Annotated in this window: 12 protein-coding genes and 1 riboswitch; of the genes, 5 read left to right on the top strand and 7 right to left on the bottom strand. The window is 41.5% G+C overall.

Going from position 1 to position 18,467, the window contains the following annotated elements; translation table 11 throughout:
* Positions 1 to 2: 2 nt before the first annotated feature.
* Both ACYQ0N_RS09315 and ACYQ0N_RS09310 read right to left on the bottom strand, forming a co-directional pair.
* Positions 3 to 1,151, bottom strand: coding sequence for an enhanced serine sensitivity protein SseB (locus ACYQ0N_RS09315; protein ID WP_460162507.1), 1,149 nt, complete (start codon positions 1,149 to 1,151; stop codon positions 3 to 5).
* An 18-nt stretch (positions 1,152 to 1,169) separates the two neighbouring features.
* On the bottom strand, positions 1,170 to 1,658 hold the full coding sequence (locus tag ACYQ0N_RS09310) for a hypothetical protein (RefSeq protein WP_460162506.1): 489 nt from the start codon (positions 1,656 to 1,658) through the stop codon (positions 1,170 to 1,172).
* A gap of 405 nt (positions 1,659 to 2,063) precedes the next feature.
* On the opposite strand from ACYQ0N_RS09310, the gene pheS reads away from it, so the two are divergent.
* Together pheS and pheT are read left to right on the top strand one after the other, a co-directional pair.
* Positions 2,064 to 3,083, top strand: coding sequence for a phenylalanine--tRNA ligase subunit alpha (gene pheS / locus ACYQ0N_RS09305; RefSeq protein ID WP_177533437.1), 1,020 nt, complete (start codon positions 2,064 to 2,066; stop codon positions 3,081 to 3,083).
* 20 nt (positions 3,084 to 3,103) lie between these two features.
* Positions 3,104 to 5,500, top strand: a complete 2,397-nt coding sequence (gene pheT, locus ACYQ0N_RS09300; protein ID WP_460162505.1) for a phenylalanine--tRNA ligase subunit beta — start codon at positions 3,104 to 3,106, stop codon at positions 5,498 to 5,500.
* A 41-nt stretch (positions 5,501 to 5,541) separates the two neighbouring features.
* Here the strand turns inward: pheT and ACYQ0N_RS09295 are convergent, their stop codons facing one another.
* Positions 5,542 to 6,150, bottom strand: coding sequence for a TetR/AcrR family transcriptional regulator (locus tag ACYQ0N_RS09295; RefSeq protein ID WP_460162504.1), 609 nt, complete (start codon positions 6,148 to 6,150; stop codon positions 5,542 to 5,544).
* Between the two features lie 232 nt (positions 6,151 to 6,382).
* On the opposite strand from ACYQ0N_RS09295, the gene ACYQ0N_RS09290 reads away from it, so the two are divergent.
* Together ACYQ0N_RS09290 and ACYQ0N_RS09285 are read left to right on the top strand one after the other, a co-directional pair.
* The gene (locus tag ACYQ0N_RS09290) at positions 6,383 to 8,455 is read left to right on the top strand and encodes an efflux RND transporter permease subunit (protein WP_460162503.1); all 2,073 of its coding nucleotides are present in this window, start codon (positions 6,383 to 6,385) and stop codon (positions 8,453 to 8,455) included.
* Positions 8,456 to 8,471: 16 nt separating this feature from the next.
* Entirely contained in the window at positions 8,472 to 10,832 is a 2,361-nt protein-coding gene (locus ACYQ0N_RS09285; protein WP_460162502.1) for a methyl-accepting chemotaxis protein, read from the top strand.
* Between the two features lie 171 nt (positions 10,833 to 11,003).
* Here the strand turns inward: ACYQ0N_RS09285 and ACYQ0N_RS09280 are convergent, their stop codons facing one another.
* The 4 genes from ACYQ0N_RS09280 to mgtE all read right to left on the bottom strand — a co-directional run bounded on the left by ACYQ0N_RS09280 (position 11,004) and on the right by mgtE (position 16,869).
* Positions 11,004 to 12,737 (bottom strand): ABC transporter ATP-binding protein, encoded by a 1,734-nt coding sequence (locus tag ACYQ0N_RS09280; RefSeq protein ID WP_177533442.1) that lies wholly within the window; start codon positions 12,735 to 12,737, stop codon positions 11,004 to 11,006.
* A 1-nt stretch (position 12,738) separates the two neighbouring features.
* Positions 12,739 to 14,511 (bottom strand): ABC transporter ATP-binding protein, encoded by a 1,773-nt coding sequence (locus tag ACYQ0N_RS09275; protein ID WP_177533443.1) that lies wholly within the window; start codon positions 14,509 to 14,511, stop codon positions 12,739 to 12,741.
* Positions 14,512 to 14,619: 108 nt separating this feature from the next.
* Complete coding sequence (locus tag ACYQ0N_RS09270) at positions 14,620 to 15,243, bottom strand: TetR family transcriptional regulator (RefSeq protein ID WP_177533444.1); 624 nt, start codon at positions 15,241 to 15,243, stop codon at positions 14,620 to 14,622.
* A 291-nt stretch (positions 15,244 to 15,534) separates the two neighbouring features.
* Positions 15,535 to 16,869 (bottom strand): magnesium transporter, encoded by a 1,335-nt coding sequence (gene mgtE / locus ACYQ0N_RS09265; RefSeq protein ID WP_177533445.1) that lies wholly within the window; start codon positions 16,867 to 16,869, stop codon positions 15,535 to 15,537.
* A 79-nt stretch (positions 16,870 to 16,948) separates the two neighbouring features.
* Positions 16,949 to 17,107: riboswitch (M-box (ykoK) riboswitch) on the bottom strand.
* Positions 17,108 to 17,328: 221 nt separating this feature from the next.
* Here mgtE and ACYQ0N_RS09260 point away from each other — a divergent pair.
* Positions 17,329 to 18,423, top strand: coding sequence for a glycoside hydrolase family 25 protein (locus ACYQ0N_RS09260; protein WP_177533446.1), 1,095 nt, complete (start codon positions 17,329 to 17,331; stop codon positions 18,421 to 18,423).
* Positions 18,424 to 18,467: the final 44 nt, after the last annotated feature.

Here is an 18,467-nt window from a genome sequence, read left to right as displayed (position 1 = left end):
TTTTAATTCCTGTAAAACGGTTGTGAATTTTTAAATACTTTTTCAGCAAATTCAGAATCCGCCGATATAAAATCTATCGGTATTCCATCGGCATGAGGCAAAGCTTTTTCTGCAATTTTATTATAAATTTCGGTCGGATTTTCTTTTCCGCCGTAATTTAATGCAACAAGATAGCTTTTATTCCCGTCTTTTACCATCAGCTTAAGATATGCCGAGCTGATTTCCTGAAGTTCTTTAAAATAATCTGACATAGCTCTAACCATTTTTACCGGGTATTCCTTTGGCTCGCCAACCATAATTTCCGATTTGCTTTTTTCAGCTTTCAATGAAATATTTTTTATATCGTTGAGCATGTCGGAGGTCAGAATTATATTTGCCCCGTAGGGGTTTATAACGATGCCGTCCGCTTTGCCTGCAAACCTTTGCAAATCCTTAAAATTAGCCGCAAGAACGCTGTAATTTGAATTCATATCATATTTTCTAAGCTCGTTCCAGTCTGTAAAAAACGGATAATAGCTTTTACCTTCGCTGTTTTGAAGTACCAGAAAAGAAACCTCGCTATTTTTTCCAAGCTTGATTTTTCCGGATTTAACTCCGTCGATTTTTAGGTTTCTGGTATCTGCGGGTACAATATATTCAGCTTTGAAAATTTCTGTAAACAAAAGCTTCCACATTTCTTCATTTGCAGGCTCTTTAGCATTTTCCTGAAAAAACCAGCAGGCAGTTCTCACCAGCGATGGATTTACGATAAGCCGTGTATCCTTGTTATCAGTTTGCTCCTGCGGTTTTTTTATAATGTCAAAAAGGCTCATTTTTAAATAGGTTTGTCCGCTGTCAATTATAATCGTTTCAAAGCCGCTTCGATAAAGGTCGGCCAATAAAGCCATGCGGTATTCGGCAGGGTTTTCCGCTGATCTTACATCATAACCCTTCTGTTTTTCGTGAACATAGAATATATCAAAGAAATCCTTTTCTGAAAACAGGTATGCCGTCGCGCTTCCGTTTACGTTTCCAAGATAATAGTTGTTTGAAGCGTCGGAAAATGCAGTCCATATTTTTTCAGCAGATTGAATTTCCTTTATAATGCGTGTGTAAAGCTCGGCGTTTTTCTTGCTGTTGAATTTAACTATTAAGTCCTGTAATACTGACATGGTTTTGCTCCTTTTAAATTATTTTTTAAGGTTCCTTGGAAGATAGGGTCTTATGCAGTCCAGAATTTTTTCATTAGGTGAAAAAATCAGTCTCATACTGCCGTTGGATTCATCTGTTAATTCGGCATAATGGGATTTTTCCGTACCGCCGATGGCTGAAACTGTTGTTCCGCTGAAAGGCTCTACGGCTTGGGAATATTCTCCGAACGCTGTAAAATTTTTTATATCCGCCGAAATCATGTTCATCCTTTTTCTTTTGGCAATGATCTTGTCAATGTCAAGAATTCCGTTTGTTACGGTATACTCATATTCGATATTAAGTCCGGTAAAAAGCAGATATATCGCATAAGCCGCGCCTGCGGCAAGAATAAAGGTCAGAGGAAAGATAAAGGTCAGATAAAGCAAAAGCGCAACGATAACGCCTCCTCCTGCTAAAACGATAATCTTTTTTATTGAGTCCGAGGAATTCTGTGTTTTGGTGACAAGCTGTTCTGCAAAAGTATCCATTTATTATTTCTCTCCTTCGCTATAATAGTTTTGAATAATTATAGCATACTTTTAAAAAACTTTCAATAAAGGGCTTGCATTTTTCTTTAATATTGTTTATAATATAATAAACACATTGACTGAGAGAGTAGGCAGCGCTTTTTAAAATTCACAGAGAGGATGGCCGTAGGCTGAAAGCCGTCCGGTTTTTCGCACTGCTGAAGTTCACTCACGAGTGGCGGTTCTGAAGTAATGATTATTGTAAGTTCCGACGTAATGTCTGCGTTAAGGACAGGGGAGTGTCGGCTCTTTGTTAATGGGTGGTTTATAAGCAAGCTATGTCTTGTCCTATTATAGGGCAGGGCTTTTTTATACCCTTAAATATCCATACATCCGGCAGAAATAAAAATTATATGAGGTGATTCAATGAAACAGCAGCTTGAGAATATCGAATCAGCAGCTTTTAAAGAGGTTTTGGAATGCGGTTCGATAAAAGGTCTTGAAGATCTTAGAGTAAAATTTCTTGGAAAAAAAGGAGAGCTTACTGCTATTTTAAAGCTGATGGGTAAGCTGTCAGCCGAGGAAAGGCCGATTATTGGTCAGCTTGCAAATAAAATCCGTCAGGATATTGAAAACGCTGTTACAGCTAAAATGTCAGAGCTTAAAGCTAAAGAACAGGCGGAAAAAATCGCGGAAGAAACGATAGATATAACGCTTCCCGGAAAACCGCAGGCTTTCGGTAAGCTCCATCCGCTTTCTATTGTTGAAAATGAAATAAAAGATATTTTTATGGGCATGGGTTTCAGCGTTGCCGACGGGCCGGAAGTAGAATATGATTATTATAATTTTGAAGCGCTTAATCTTCCGCCGGATCATCCTGCAAGGGATACTCAGGATACGTTTTACATTACGGATAACATACTCCTCAGAACTCAGACGTCCTCAGTACAGGTTCATGTCATGGAAAATCAGAAGCCTCCGATCAGAATTATTTCACCCGGACGTGTTTACCGTTCCGATGCCGTTGACGCTACTCATTCTCCTATATTTCATCAGATAGAAGGACTTGTTGTAGATAAGGGCATTACTATGGCGGATCTCAAGGGAACGCTGGAAACGCTTATGAAAAAGCTTTACGGAAACGACTGTAAAATAAGACTCAGACCGCATCATTTTCCTTTTACCGAGCCAAGCTGCGAGGTCGATATAAGCTGTTACATGTGCGGAGGAAAAGGATGTTCCGTTTGTAAGGGGGAGGGCTTTATAGAGCTTCTCGGCGCAGGAATGGTTCACCCTAAGGTTCTTGAAGGCTGCGGTATAGATTCGGATATTTATTCCGGCTTTGCTTTCGGAATGGGCCTTGAAAGAATGGTTACGGCAAGATATGATATAAGCGATATGCGGCTTCTTTATGAAAATGACCTGAGATTTTTAGAGCAGTTTTAATATAATATGGAGGAAAACAAATGGATTTATCGATGAAATGGCTTTCAGATTATGTTGATCTGAATGGAATAGATATAAAGAAATTCTGTCATGAAATGACAATGAGCGGTTCAAAGGTAGAAGGTTATACTGAAGAAGGCTGTGAAATATCAAATGTTGTTGTGGGAAAACTGCTTTCAGTAGTACCTCATGAAAATTCAGATCATTTAGTAGTATGTCAGGTTGATGTCGGAAAGGATCAGCCTGTTCAGATTGTAACAGGAGCTTCAAATGTAAAAGAGGGAGATATTGTTCCGGTTGCCCTTGACGGATCTTTGCTCCCAGGTGGAATTAAAATCAAAAAAGGTAAGCTCAGGGGTGTCGAGAGCTGCGGCATGCTTTGCTCTCTCGGAGAATTAGGTCTTAATCTTCATGATTTTCCATATGCAATTGAGGATGGAATTTTCATAATTAAAGAGGATTGTGAAATCGGTCAGGACATACGCTCTGCATTGGGGCTTAACGATATATCAGTAGAATTTGAAATTACATCAAACCGTCCTGATTGCCTTTCTGTTACCGGACTGGCGAGAGAAGCTTCGGCAACGTTTAATGTTCCTTTTAATGTTCCTGTTCCTTCTTTTAGGGGAATTGACGGAAATATTGAAGAGCTGCTTAACGTCAATATAGTCAATACGGAAAAATGCAGACGCTACTGTGCAGGCGTCGTTAAAAATGTCAAAATCGAACCCTCCCCGAGATGGATGAGAGAAAGACTCAGAGCAAGCGGAGTAAGACCTATAAATAATTTTGTGGATATTACTAATTACGTTATGCTTGAATACGGTCAGCCGATGCATGCATTTGATCTCAGATATGTTGACGGCGGCGAAATCAATGTCAGAAATGCGAAGAACGGCGAGAAAATAACTACATTGGACGGCGTTGAACGGACGCTGACAGATGAGATGCTGGTTATAGCTGATAAGTCAAAGCCTGTTGCAGTTGCGGGAGTAATGGGTGGAGAATACATCGGTATAATGGAAGATACGTCGACTGTTGTTTTTGAATCCGCTTATTTTGAGCCGGTTCAGGTGCGTCGTACTGCTAAAAAGCTCGGTATGAGATCGGACGCTTCAGCCAGATATGAAAAAGGCGTCGATCCGCTTATTAGCATGGTATGTCTTAACAGGGCGTTTCAGTTAGTTGAAACGCTGGGCGCCGGAGAGGTTGTGAAAACCGTTATAGATAAGGATTATACGGATAAAACGTTGAAAACAGTTGACTTTAATCCGGAATGGATAAACAGTTTTCTTGGAACGGAAATTCCGGAATCTGAAATGATAAAATATCTTAATATGCTTGGCTTTTCAGTTGAAAACGGAAAGGTCGTTTCTCCCAGCTATAGAATTGATATAGAGTTTAAAGCGGATATAGCCGAAGAGGTTGCAAGAATTTACGGTTATAATAATATACCTTCTACAGCCTTCAGAGGAGTTGCGGAAGCTGAATATACGGCCGAGCAGAAATTTATCAAGGCGGTTAAATCCGGTATGGCGGCTCTTGGCTGCTATGAAATAGCAACATTCTCATTTGTTTCACCAAAACATTTTGATAGAATTAAACTTCCGAATGACAGCATTCTCAGAAATGTTGAAAAAATAACCAATCCTCTCGGTGAAGATACAAGCGTTATGAGAACAACAACTATTCCATCTATGCTTGAAATTCTCTCTAGGAATTACAATAACAGAAATGAAAAGGCAAGGCTTTTTGAAATAAGCAAGGAATATATTCCGACAAGTCCTGATAAGCTTCCTCTTGAACCCGACAGGCTGACCGTCGGCATGTACGGCGGCGGTGCAGATTATTATGAATTGAAGGGAATTGTTGATACCTTGCTTGATTCTCTCGGCATAAAGGATTTTGAATATATAAGAGCCTGCGATTCTGACGCATTCGGAGAAGCATGCGCATTCCATCCGGGTAGAAGCGCAGTAATAATGAAAAATGGAAGAGCAATCGGAATACTTGGAGAAATTCATCCGGAAGTTTCCTCTAATTATGAAATAGGCGGAAGAACGTATATAGCCAAGCTGAATATATCTGATATGCTGGAGCTGGCTGAAACTAAGATATCTTATAAGCCTTTGCCTAAATATCCGGCTACTACAAGGGATCTAAGCCTTCTCTGCGATGATTCACTGCCTTCGGGAGATATAGAAAAGGCTATAAAGAACGCTGCCGGAAAGCTACTTGAAAAGGTTACGCTTTTTGACGTATACAAAGGAAAGCAGATTGCCGAAGGAAAGAAAAGTATTTCTTATTCTATAAGCATGCGTTCTCATGAAGGTACTCTTACCGATGAACAAGCCGATTCAGTTATGAAAAAAATATTAAAAGCTTTAAATGATATAGGCGCTGAGCTCAGAATGTAAAAAATGTTCCCCTGCGTATTAAATGCGCAGGGGAACATTTTTTAATCTGAGCTTTCAGTTTCATGGTTAGTAATAATCATTTTTACTGTGCTGTATAAATATGGCTTTAAAGAATTAAGCTCTACAGGTTCGTTATAGAGTATTGAAGAATAAATAGTTGAGCTCACAAGTTCAACTATCATAAACAGCATTATTTCAGGATCGTGCAGCTTTTTGGGAGCGTCTTCAAGCATTTTGTCATAAATATTAATGAAACTGATGTCCTCCGAATTACCGGAAATAAGAGCGTTTTTAAATATGCCCCAGCTAAGGTTTTTGGATATGAATTTTAAAAGAGATTTATCCTCGTTTAGCTGGTTGACTATATTATTAATAATAAAAATTATTCTGTCCTGAAAATCAAGCTCAGGGTATTTTTCAAGTTCTTCAAGAGCCGTTTTAAAAATCTGAGTAGATTTATGCGTTATTAGTTTATTTTTTATATCGTATTTATCTTTGAAGTAAAGATAAAAAGTACCTTTCGCTACTCCGGCTTTTTCAACTATTTCAGATATTGATGTTTTGCTGAATCCTTTAGTGGTAAACATGTTAAAAGCGGTATTTAAAAGAGATTCTCGTTTTCTTTTTTTGTTTATATCGAGCTTACCCATTTTATCAGCTCCTTTCTTAATTTTTATAAGTTACATTTATTATAGTATGTTTTTCAGAACATGTCAATACAAAAAAGTGACTAGTAGTCAATAATCTGGACTTGTTAATTTTATGCATGTATACGAAATTATGACTATCAGTCATTTATATGCCGTTTTTCTATTGACATTGTACTGTTATGGAAGTATAATATAGCCATTAAATGACTACCGGTCAGAAAGGAGAGGCAATGTGGTTAAATTCGGAAAGTGGATTGCTAAGCACAGAATTATAATACTTGTCATATCGGTACTTTTATTAATACCATCAGGGATTTTCATGGCAACGACCAGAATAAACTATGATATTCTGTCTTACCTTCCGAAAGATATTGAAACAATGAAAGGTCAGGATATTTTAATGGAGGACTTTGGAAAAGGCGGCTTTTCCATGGTCATGGTTGAAGGAATGACCGATAAAGAGGTAGTTGAAACAAAAAAGAAAATAGAAGCTATTGATCATGTCGCAGATGTTGTGTGGTATGATACGATTGCCGATATATCTCTTCCCAAGGAGGTTCTTCCTGAAAATTTATATGATTTTTTTAATTCGGAGAATTCTACTTTAATGGTAGTATTTTTTGACGACGCCACTTCCGGCGACGGAACTATGGCGGCCATCGAGGAAATGAGGGCTGTAACAGGAAAACAATGCTTTATCAGCGGCATGTCGGCAGTTCTTACGGATATGAAAAATCTTTCTGATAAAGAGTCGGTTATGTATATTGTAATAGCGGTCATTTTAGTCAGTCTTGTTTTAGCCGTAACTATGGATTCGTTTCTTATACCGCTTTTCTTTATGCTCAGTATAGGAATGGCGATTATTTATAATCTTGGAACGAATATGTTTTTCGGGGAAATATCGTTTATTACCAAAGCCCTGACAGCAGTTTTGCAGTTAGGAGTCACAATGGATTTTTCCATTTTCCTGTGGCATAGCTATCAGGAGAATCAGCTCAGATTCCCGGGTGATAAGGAAAGGGCTATGGGCCATGCTATTTCCAATACCATTTCGTCTGTTGTAGGAAGCTCTGTAACAACAATAGCGGGATTTCTTGCAATGTGCTTTATGAGCTTTACTCTCGGAATAGACCTTGGAGTCGTAATGGCAAAGGGAGTTGTATTGGGTGTTATAAGCTGTGTTACCATTCTTCCGTCTTTCATACTGACCTTTGACAGAGCGATTGAAAAAACGCGTCATAAGGAAATAATTCCGTCAATGAAGAAGCTTTCTTCGTTTATTGTCAGAAAGTCATGGATATTTATTACCGCATTTGTTGTATTGCTTATACCTGCAATTTACGGATATACTCATTATGATGTATACTACAATTTAGATTCTACACTTCCTAAAGATTTAGACAGCATTGTCGCTAATTCAAAGCTTACGGACGAATTTAATATGAGCTCGACGCACATGCTGTTAGCGGATTCGAAGATGAAATCCAAGGACGTAAATATGATGCTGAAAGATATGGAGAACGTTGAGGGCGTAAGCTTTGCGCTTGGTCTTGATACATTAATAGGTCCCGCAATACCGGAAGAAATAATACCCGAATCTGTAAAGTCAATACTAAAAAGCGATAAATGGCAGCTTATAATGATAGGCTCTGAATATATGACGGCTTCCGATGAAGTAAACGCACAGGTGGAGGTTTTGAATGATATAGCAAAAAGCTATGATAAAAATGCAATGCTTATCGGAGAAGCGCCGGCTACCAAGGATCTGATAGAAGTAACAGATAACGATTTTAAAACCGTAAGCGCTGTTTCTATAGTTCTTATATTTTTGATAATCACTGTCGTTTTAAGGTCAGTTTCGCTTCCTGTTATACTTGTTACAGTTATTGAGTCAGCTATTTTTATAAATATGGGAATACCGGCCTATACAGGGACGAAGCTTCCGTTTATAGCTTCAATTGTTATCGGTACTATTCAGCTTGGAGCGACTGTAGACTATGCAATTCTTATGACGACCAGGTATAAAAAGGAACGTTTTAGGGGCAGAGAAAAAAGAGAAGCGGTTGAAATTGCACTTTCAACATCAATAAAATCTATTATAGTAAGCGCGCTTGGATTTTTTGCGGCGACTTTCGGCGTGGGAATTTATTCAAGTATTGATATGATTTCGTCGCTATGCACTCTTATGTCAAGAGGCGCGATAATAAGTATGTTTACTGTAATCTTCGTTCTGCCTTCAATGTTTATGATTCTTGATAAATTTATTTGCAGAACTACGCTCGGCTTTAAAAAGAAAAAGGTTTAATGGAGGAACATCAATTATGAAAAAGCTTACAAGAATTCTTGCGGTTTTAATGTCTGTTCTCATATCGGCATATAGTACCGGCGCTTTTGTATTGGGAGCAGAAAAAAAGACAGCCGGATCATCGTCCTTATCTGATGAAAAAAAAGATACAAACATAAATTCTGATATTGTAAAGGAAGAAACTGTTTATATAGTAGCAGGCTCTGACGGATCTGAGAAAAATATTATTGTCAGCGATTGGCTTAATAACAACGGAGGTCTGGATATTATAAACGATAAATCGGATTTGTCGGACATAGAGAATGTCAAAGGCGATGAAACCTTTAGTGAAAGCAATGGTAATGTAAAATGGTCTGCAAACGGATCTGATATTTATTATAAGGGTACTACCGAAAAAAAACCTCCGGTAACTGTTAAGGTATCTTATAAGCTTGACGGTAAAGATATTTCACCAGAAGAGCTGGAGGGCAAAAGCGGTAAGGTTACAATCAGATACGATTATACGAACACACAAAAGGTAAGTATAAAAAACGGAAAAGATGAAAGGGAGATATTTGTTCCTTTTATGATGCTTTCTGCCGCCGTACTTGACAGTGAAAAATTTGATAATGTGGAGGTAACTAACGGCAAGCTGATTTCAGACGGTGAAAGGCTAATAGTAACAGGCGCGGCTCTTCCCGGACTGAAGGAAAGTCTGGGACTGGATAAAAAGGAAAACGATATAAATATACCGGAGTATTTTGAATTTACTGCGGACGTAAAAAGCTTTTCAATAGGAACATCAATAACAATTGCTACAAACGAGCTTTTTTCCGAGATTAATATGAATGATGTGGATAATTTAGATAAGCTCGACGATAAGATTGATGAAATTACCAAAGCGGCCGATAAGCTTGCAGACGGTACTTCTGAGCTTTACGATGGAATAAAAAAATTATCTGACGGCTCATCATCGCTGATAGATGGTATTGATCAGCTTGCAGACGGTTCGTCAGAATTAAACGGCGGAGCCGCAGAGCTTGCCGACGGAAGTAGCCGTCTTGCCGACGGAGCTTCAGAATTAATTGGCGGAGCCGGAACTTTGACGGAAGGTATACATTCCGCCTCAAGCGGTTCGAAGGATTTAGCAGAAGGAGCTTCTGCGTTGTCAGACGGTTTTTCACCTATAATGGAAGGAGCGTCGGCGCTGACAGACGGCGTATCCTCTGTACTTGACGGATCAAAGCAGGTTGAATCGGGCGCAAAGGCTCTTACAGACGGAGCGTCTGAGCTGGAATCGGGGTCAGAATCTCTATATAAATCGTCTCAGCAGCTATATGATGGAATTTCTGCTGCTAAAGACGGATCGTCACAGTTAAAAGAAGGGGTTGAAAATACGATAGCCGGCGCTGAACAGCTTAACGACGGAGCAGTTTCTCTTGCGGAGGGTGCGGAAGGTCTTTCGGCCGGAATAAGCGAGGCAGGTCAAAGCCTTGATGAAACAATCGAGTATAACAGACAGGTGCTTGCAGGTTTGGAGGCAATATACCAGCAGAATCCTGATGAGAGTATAGCTCAGATGATTGCAACATTGCAGCAGACTATAGTCGGTCAGGAACAGATTTCGGCTTCTATGAAGGCTGGCGGAGCAATAAAGGACGGTGCGTCCGCATTGAGCGGGGGAGCGGAGGAGCTTAGGGACGGAGCGTCGGCGATCTCCGACGGAGCAGCCGCCTTGTATGATGGAGCTGAAAGCCTTGACAGCGGATTAAAGGAACTAAAGGACGGCGGGCAAAGACTTGCGGCCGGATCTAAAACGTTGCATGAATCTATCTCCTCTCTTTCTGATGGAGCGGAGGAGCTGTTTGACGGAACAAGCGCGCTGTCAGCCGCTAATCAGTCGCTTAAGGACGGTGCAAAGCGGCTTAAGGACGGAGTCGGCTCTGCCGCCGGAGGCGCCGATTCATTGGCTTCCGGAGCAAATTCTTTATACGGAGGACTGTCAAAGCTGGAAGACGGCAGCGGTTCTTTATCAGAAGGCGCTTCCACAATTTATACGTCTATTACCGCATTGAGGGATGGGCTGTATTCTTTGTTATCGGGAAGCTCTTCGCTCGAAGACGGAGTTTCAGCTTTGAAAAGCGGAAGTTCGGAGCTTGTCGACGGTATTTCGAAGTTTGAAGACGGTTCAAAGGAATTAGACGAAGGTATGAAAAAGTTTAAAAAGGAAGGTACGGATAAAATAAAGGAATTCTATAAAGACGACTTTAAAGAATTCATAGACAGACTTAAAGATTTATCTGACGTATCGAAATCATATTCAAGTTTTTCCGATATCGGTAATAATATGGAAGGTAATGTTAAATTTATATATACAATAGAGGGAATCGGCGAATAATTTGCATAAGAAAAAGCGTCCGTATCATTAGCTGAGGAGGATAAGAAGGGAAGTGTATGTAAGGTGGCGCTGCAGCCGAAAGGTTGCAGCGCCATTCGCTATTACAACTCATACCTATTCCATTTGCTAATCTGCGCATAGTAGGATGAATAGTTTTTGTCATAAGCCGTTTTATGCCAACTTCCAGTTTTGGCTATCTGTCTGTAACTTCACCATGCGGGCATAGAGGCCGTTTTGCTCCAGCAATGTTTCCGGCGCGCCTGCTTCTGTCACTGTCCCATCCGAAAGCGCCACGATCTTGTCTGCTCCGGCCACGGTGCGCATCCGATGAGCAATCACCAGCACGGTCTTATCTGCAATCAGGCGGGAAAGAGCCGTTTGAATCAGGGTTTCATTCTCTACATCAAGAGAAGCCGTGGCTTCGTCCAAAAGAATAATAGGGGAATTTTTCAAAAAAGCACGAGCGATGGAAATCCGCTGCCGCTCACCGCCGGAAAGCTCGCAGCCGTTTTCGCCGATATGGGTGTTCCAGCAATCCGGCAGCTTTACGGCAAATTCGTCCACATTGGCAAGCCTTGCCGCAGCCAACACCTGTTCGTCGGTAGCGTCCTTATTTCCGATTCGTATATTTTCCATAATGGTGTTGTCGAACAGAGTGACATCCTGAAACACAATGGAGAACAGGGAAAGCAACGTCTCAGGTTCGATTTTGGAAATGTCCATGCCTCCCACAGAAATCCTGCCTCGGCTCACATCCCAGAACCTCGCCGCCAGTCGTGATACCGTAGTTTTGCCGCCGCCTGACGGTCCCACCAAAGCTGTGACTTCGCCCTGTTTTGCAGTAAAGGAAACATCCTTCAATACGGTTTCCCCTGTGTTGTAGGCAAATCCTACATGGTCGAATGTAATATCATAGCCTTTGTTGGAAAGCCTGTTCTCTCCCTGTTGAATGGGATGATCGAGGATTTCATTCATTCGGGCGATATTGGTGCGGGTGCTGATAACCGCCGCCAGATTTTGCAGCGCCCCTTGCAGCGGATCGTAAAGCCGTGAGACAACCAGCAGAAACATAAAGAAAGTCAGCACGTCGAGACTGCCCCCTATCAGTAGGATAGAGCCTGCCAGCGCAACCGTGGCAATCCCCAGCTTCAACACCAAGGATGCGGACACCACAAAGGCAGCCAGCCCAAACTCATTGAGAATGGAGCGGTGTTCCACAGCGCGAATTTTCTTTTCCAATCCCCTTAAGTATTCCTGTTCGGCATTGTTGACCTTCAGGTCGCGTACCGTCTCAATGCATTCCTGAATCCCGTCTGCGCAGGCCATCTTCACATTCATGGACTTTTGATTGAGCCGTTCCTGCACTTTTGAGGAGAAACCTACAATAGCAAAGGCAATCGGCAGTACCCACAGCGCCGCCAGCGCCATACGCCAGTCAAACACCAAAAGGCTGATAGAAATTAACACCGTGGAGATGATGGAGCCGGCCAGTTCGGGAATAAAGTGGGAAAAGCTCTGCTCCAAAAAGGTGCAGTCGGCCATGATGGTACTGGTGAGGTCAGCCAAATCTTTTTTTCCGAAGAAAGACAGCGGGATTTTTCGCAGCCGTTCAGCCAGCGTAATCCGCCGCACGCCGCTTTCTGTATAAGTGGCAAAGTAGGTGGCGTTGTACTGAATGTAAGTAGTAAGCAAGATCAAACTAATGCACACTGCGCAGCCCACGATGTAAAAGATAAGTTTTTCACCTGGAACACCGCCGTTCATCAAATCGCCTACTAAAAAATACAGCAGGCTCACCGGGAACATAAATGAAAGGTTTTGCAGCACGCAGGCCAGACAGCCTTTCACCAAATCTTTGGCTCCTTGCTCGGAAAGAGCGTATCGTTTTTGCAGCTTCTTAATCACTTTATTGTACCTCCTTTGAAACTTTCCACTGAACGGAAGTTTGATAATCCTGCCACATGCGGCTGAAAATACCGTCTTTTTCCAGCAGTTTCCGGCTTTTACCGCTCTCTGCGATCTGTCCGTCCTTGATAACATAGATTTTGTCTGCGCCGGTCACAGTGGAGAGACGATGTGCGATCATAATAACCGTTTTTCCCTCAGACAGTTTAGAGAAGGCGGCTTGTACGCGGGTTTCATTGTCCGGATCGGCAAAAGCTGTAGCTTCGTCCAGAATAATAATGGGTGCGTTTTTCAGCATAACACGGGCGATGGCGATTCGCTGCTGTTCGCCCCCGGAAAGATAAATGCCCTTTGAGCCGATCACGGTGTCCGCGCCCTGGGGCAGCTTTTCTAAGATATCATCGCACTGGGCGTTGTGGAGCGCGGCCATGATTTCTTTCCGGGTGGCTGTCGGCTTACCCATGCGCACATTTTCCAAAATTGAGGCTTTGATCAGTCGGCTGTTTTGGAACACAAAGGAAACGGTATTCATAAGCTCTTCTTTAGAGATGTTCCTCACATCGACGCCGCCTATTTTTACAATACCGCTCTGAGCGTCAAAGAACCGGCAGATCAAATTGGCAAGAGTGGTCTTGCCACCGCCGGACGGCCCCACAAACGCTACGGTCTGTCCCTTAGTAATAGTGAGGGAAATATCCTTTATGACTTCGTTTTCTCCATCATAGCTGAAATGAACATGACTGAGCTGAACCGAAGCGTCTTTAGGGTGTTCCGGCTGTTCCGGATCTATCATCGGCTGCAGACTTAATACACTGTCGATTCTCTGCAAAGCGTCGTCTACAATCATAGCGTTTTCGCTTTGGAACATAATGCGGGTAAGGGTGACAGAGATAATGGGGGTAATGATGATGTAAAAAATCATATCCAGCAGAAATTCTGTGTTTACAACGCTTTGTGTAAACATCAGTCCACCGGCTATCAGCGCGGCAAAGACTCCGTTGATGGCCGCTGTGTAAAACATCATAGGCGTTCGAAGCTGTTTTGTATAGGCAATCACCCATATTTTATACCTGTCAATAGAATCCTTGAATTTTTTGAAAGAGAATATTGTCTGTCCGAATGTCTTAATAACCGGAATCCCCCGGACATACTCCACCGCTTCGTTGGACATATCGTCCAAAGCGTTTTGATATTCTTTCATCTTTTCCTGCATCCGCTGTCCGGTCATCGTCATCATAATCAGAAATCCCAGCGCTACCGGAACGAGGCTCAAAAGCCCGAGCCGCCAATCAAAAATCAGTAGTAGCGCCAAAAGACCGCAGGGTGTTGCAATGGCATTGGCGCGGTCGGGAAGCTGATGAGCCAGATAGGTTTCGGTGGCGGCGCTGGATTCGTTGACAATTTTGCGAAGCTTGCCGCTGCCGAACTTTTCTACAAAACCCAACGGCAGTTTGACGATATGTTCCATAGTTTGCAGGCGCAGATTAGTAGCGATACGAAACGCTCCTTTGTGGGAACACATAAGCCCTCCTATGTAGATCAGCGCCGAAAAAACAGCAAACAGTACCGCCATCCAGCCGTTATGCGTCAGATTTTGCGCCTGGCTAAAGTCCGGCGCAACTTCCAATACTTCCTGAATGACTTTCCAGATATAGTAGAAAGGCGCTAATGCGATGAGGGCGCTGATTGCCGAAAGCGCCCATGAAGTATAGATTAGATATTTGTGGCTGCCTGCAATCTGTAGCAGTCGTGACAGATTGGATTGTTTTTTCAAAGAAGATTCCTCCTTTTATTTTATATATGATAAAGAGAACGTAAGCGCGTTCTTCTTATATCCGTATGAGTTAGCCACAGCTAACTGGCAGGTAAAAATTACAGGGCGCTACTGCCCCATAATTTTCATCCACCCGGCTGTATAAAAGGCTCGCATTTCATTTACATAATTTTCTGCATCTTGGAGCGGCATTTCGTGGATTACCAGTTCAAAAAAGGTGTGGAACATGCCTGTAATCAAAATATGCTCCAGCGTGGGATCAATCTGCGGGGAAGGTCGCCCCAGTTCCTTTAGAACTTTTAGATAAGCGTGGGTACCCTCAACCTCTATCTCCACCATTTCATCAATAAGCCCTGAAAACTTTGTCCCCTCTGAACAGCAAAGGATGAGTTTACATTCATCCAGATGTTCATAGGCATAGTGGAGCATCTCGAACATACAAGCGCCGGAAATATCGCTCATTACTTCAGGCTGCCGCTCATATGGAAGCTGGGCAAATTCTTTTTGCGCTTTGTGAAAGTAATTCAGCAGATAAGCATAATGCTCTCCAATCAATGCTTCAAACAGCTCTTCCTTGCTTTTGTAGTAGCCATAAAAGGCTCCGGTAGTCATGCCTACAGATTTAACGATATTCCGCAGGGAAGCGTCTTTAAAGCCTTTTTCTAAAAACTCCGCTTTTGCGGCCTGATGGATAAGCTCCAAGGTTGTCAGATTTCCATCTATTTTGCACACCCCCACCAACTATAACGCTGTTATATATCACTGTTATTATTATATCCTGCAAAGACGATTTTGTCAAGAGAAAATTTGATACTATTTACCCAACCGTTTTTTTACCGGACTTTTCTTACTGGGCGTCTAAAATACTAAACGAGCGGAGCTCTTGCGCTCCGCTCGTTTAGTATTTTAGATAAATAATTTCGCGATTCACAACTTCTCCTGCTCGATCCTACCTGCGCCATTTGGTTTTCAGTTGTTCAGGTTCCTCTTGTCAACATATTGGCAAAAAACATCCGCTTTTTTCTATAGCTGAGGAAAGATTAAAGTAGCGATCTGGAAATATATAAGCATCGAGCACGTATCGACAATAGTGCTGATTAATGGCGTTGCCATTAAAGCCGGATCAAGCTTTACGCGTTTAGCAAGAAGCGGAAGCACACATCCGATAAATTTAGAAATTATAACTGTTCCAATAATAGAAAACGATACCGTTAGTGAAAGTCTTATATCCTGATTATAGAATATAAATATTCTAAGACCGTTTGCAAAAGCAAGTATTACGCTTACGATTAACGATATTCTAAATTCCTTATAAACAACCTTGAAAAAATCCTTGAATTTGATCTCTTCAGTAGCAAGACCTCTTATGACTGTGGTAGAGCTTTGAGAGCCGCAGTTTCCGCCTGTCGACATTAGCATTGGTATAAATGAAACGAGGAGGGGCAGAGCCTTGAAAGCGTTTTCATAATGCGTCAAAAGCGAGCCAGTTATAGTTGCGGAAAACATTAATATAAGCAGCCAGCCTATTCTGTTCTTTGCATGTGTAAATACCGAAGTTTTAAAATATGCGTCAACCGTCGGCTGTATTGCAGCCATTTTTGAGAAGTCCTCTTCGTTTTCTTCCAGTATAACGTCGAGAACGTCGTCGAAGGTAATGATTCCTACCATTCTGCGGTCATTATCGACAACGGGCATTGCAAGGAAGTCATATTTTGAAAACTTTTTTGCAACGTCCTCTCTGTCCTCATGGGTTTTAACATAAATGACGTGGGTATCCATTATGCTTTCGATAGTAAGGTTCTCATCTGCTGTGACCAGATCGAGAATCGTCACGAAACCGATTAATTTTCTTGATTCTGTAACATAGCAGGTATATATAGTTTCCTTTACAACTCCGACTTTTCTTATCCAATCCAGAGCCTCATGGCAGGTCATTTCCTTATGAAGATAAACGTATTCTGTGGTCATAACGCTTCCCGCGCTGTCAGCCGGATAGTTCAATATATCGTTTATTTGCTTCCGGGTTTCACTGTCGGTGTTCTGAAGTATTCTGGAGACGACGTTTGCCGGCATTTCTTCTATAATGTCTACTGTATCGTCAACGAATATTTCGTCCAGCATTTCCCTCAGCTCTTTATCGCTGAATCCGCTGATAAGGTGCATTTGGGTATCGCTGTCCATATAGGTAAATGTTTCCGCGGCAAGCTCTTTAGGAAGCAATCTGAATATCAGCGTGATGTCGCGGGGTTCGAGAGTTTCAAGAAGCGCCGCAAGATCCGCAGGATATAAATCCCTGACTGCCGATTTAATTTTTACATAGTTTTTTTCTTTTAATAGTTCAAGAAGCTTTTCAGTCATGATTATTACCTCCGGGAAACATTTTTTAGGAAATAAAAAATCCGCGCAGAAACCTGACACGGATAAATAATCGTAAAAATTATAAATACCGTTCAAGCTTTAGCTTCGCAGGGCATGAAATTACATTAAAATATGCCTTAATTCTTTCGACATATCCTGTTAACCATCTCATAGTGTCTCCACTATTTTGCGGCAGCAACCCGTATCCCTGTGGTAGCCTTACCTACCGGACTATTTTCTTTGAATATATTTTACTATATTTCGCTCTTTTTGTCAATATTTCATTTATGTTTATAGTCCGAATTAACACAAAAATATTGTAGAATTTACATAAATATTATATATCATTTTGTTATAAATCATAGAAATTTATTTGAATTATTAAAAAGCGGTTACAATTTATGAAGAGATGTGTTATAATGATATTGTTTTGTAAACAATTTATAAGGAGTGGAATTGATGAAGTCTAAAAATCCAAAGATAGCGACAGTCCTGACTGCTTTGGTTATGACGTTTTCAATAGGTTTTAGTGCAAATGCTGAATCCTTGCTTGATTTGACTAATACTTATTCAAAGGAGGGAAGCAGCGCAATCCTTAATTATGATCCCGAGAATAATACATATGAGCTTGTTGACGGGGACGGAAACGTTATTGAAACAGAGACGATACAGAATGATAATTTACCGGAATCAGAAGAAACCGTTACTACCGTAAAGACTGATACGGCGCCTGTTACTGAACCGCCTGCTGAACATTCCGTTACTGTCGCAACTACCACTACAATACCACGAAATTGGTACATAGCGAGATACAGGGAAGAGGTTTTATCGGAGATTGCCGCCAGTACAACCGCTAAGCCTGTTACCACCACTATTAAAACCACCACAACTGTAAAGACTACTACGACAAAAACAACTACAACTACGAAATCTGTTAGGGACGGTATCGACGTTTCAAGACATCAGGGAACGATTGACTGGACAAAGGTTAAAAAAGCGGGCATAGAATTTGTTATGATTAGGGCAGGCTATGGAATGTATTCCGATCAGGTAGACGCCAATTTTAAAACGAATATAGCCGGAGCGCAAAAGGCCGGGATTGAATGCGGAGTATATTGGTACAGCTATGCGGTAAATACGTCCGAGGCTTTAAAAGAAGCTAAGGTTTGCTATGACGCCATAAAGGGATATAAGCTGAGCTACCCTGTTGCATTTGATATTGAGGATGATAGTCAGACTCATTTAACAATGACTCAAATATCCAATATTACCAAGGTATTCTGCGATTATTTGGAAAATAAACAATATTATGTTTCTGTTTACAGTTATGCAAGTCTGCTTAATACGAAGATGAACAGCAGCGTTTTATCAAGCTATGACGTTTGGGTTGCTCATACCGGGGTTTCTAAGCCCAATTTCAGCGGTAATTATGGAATGTGGCAATACAGCCATACAGGAAAGGTAAACGGAATCAGCGGAAATGTGGATCTCAATTACGGATATAAGGATTATCCCGGAATAATGAAAAAGAATAAGCTCAACGGATATACATAGTTTTTAGGGGTACTGTTTTATCAGTACCCTTTATTTAGTAAAGG

This window comes from Ruminococcus sporogenes, assembly GCF_054655175.1.
Note: the sequence above shows the minus strand (reverse complement) of the source record. Positions and strands in the feature narration are given on the sequence as shown.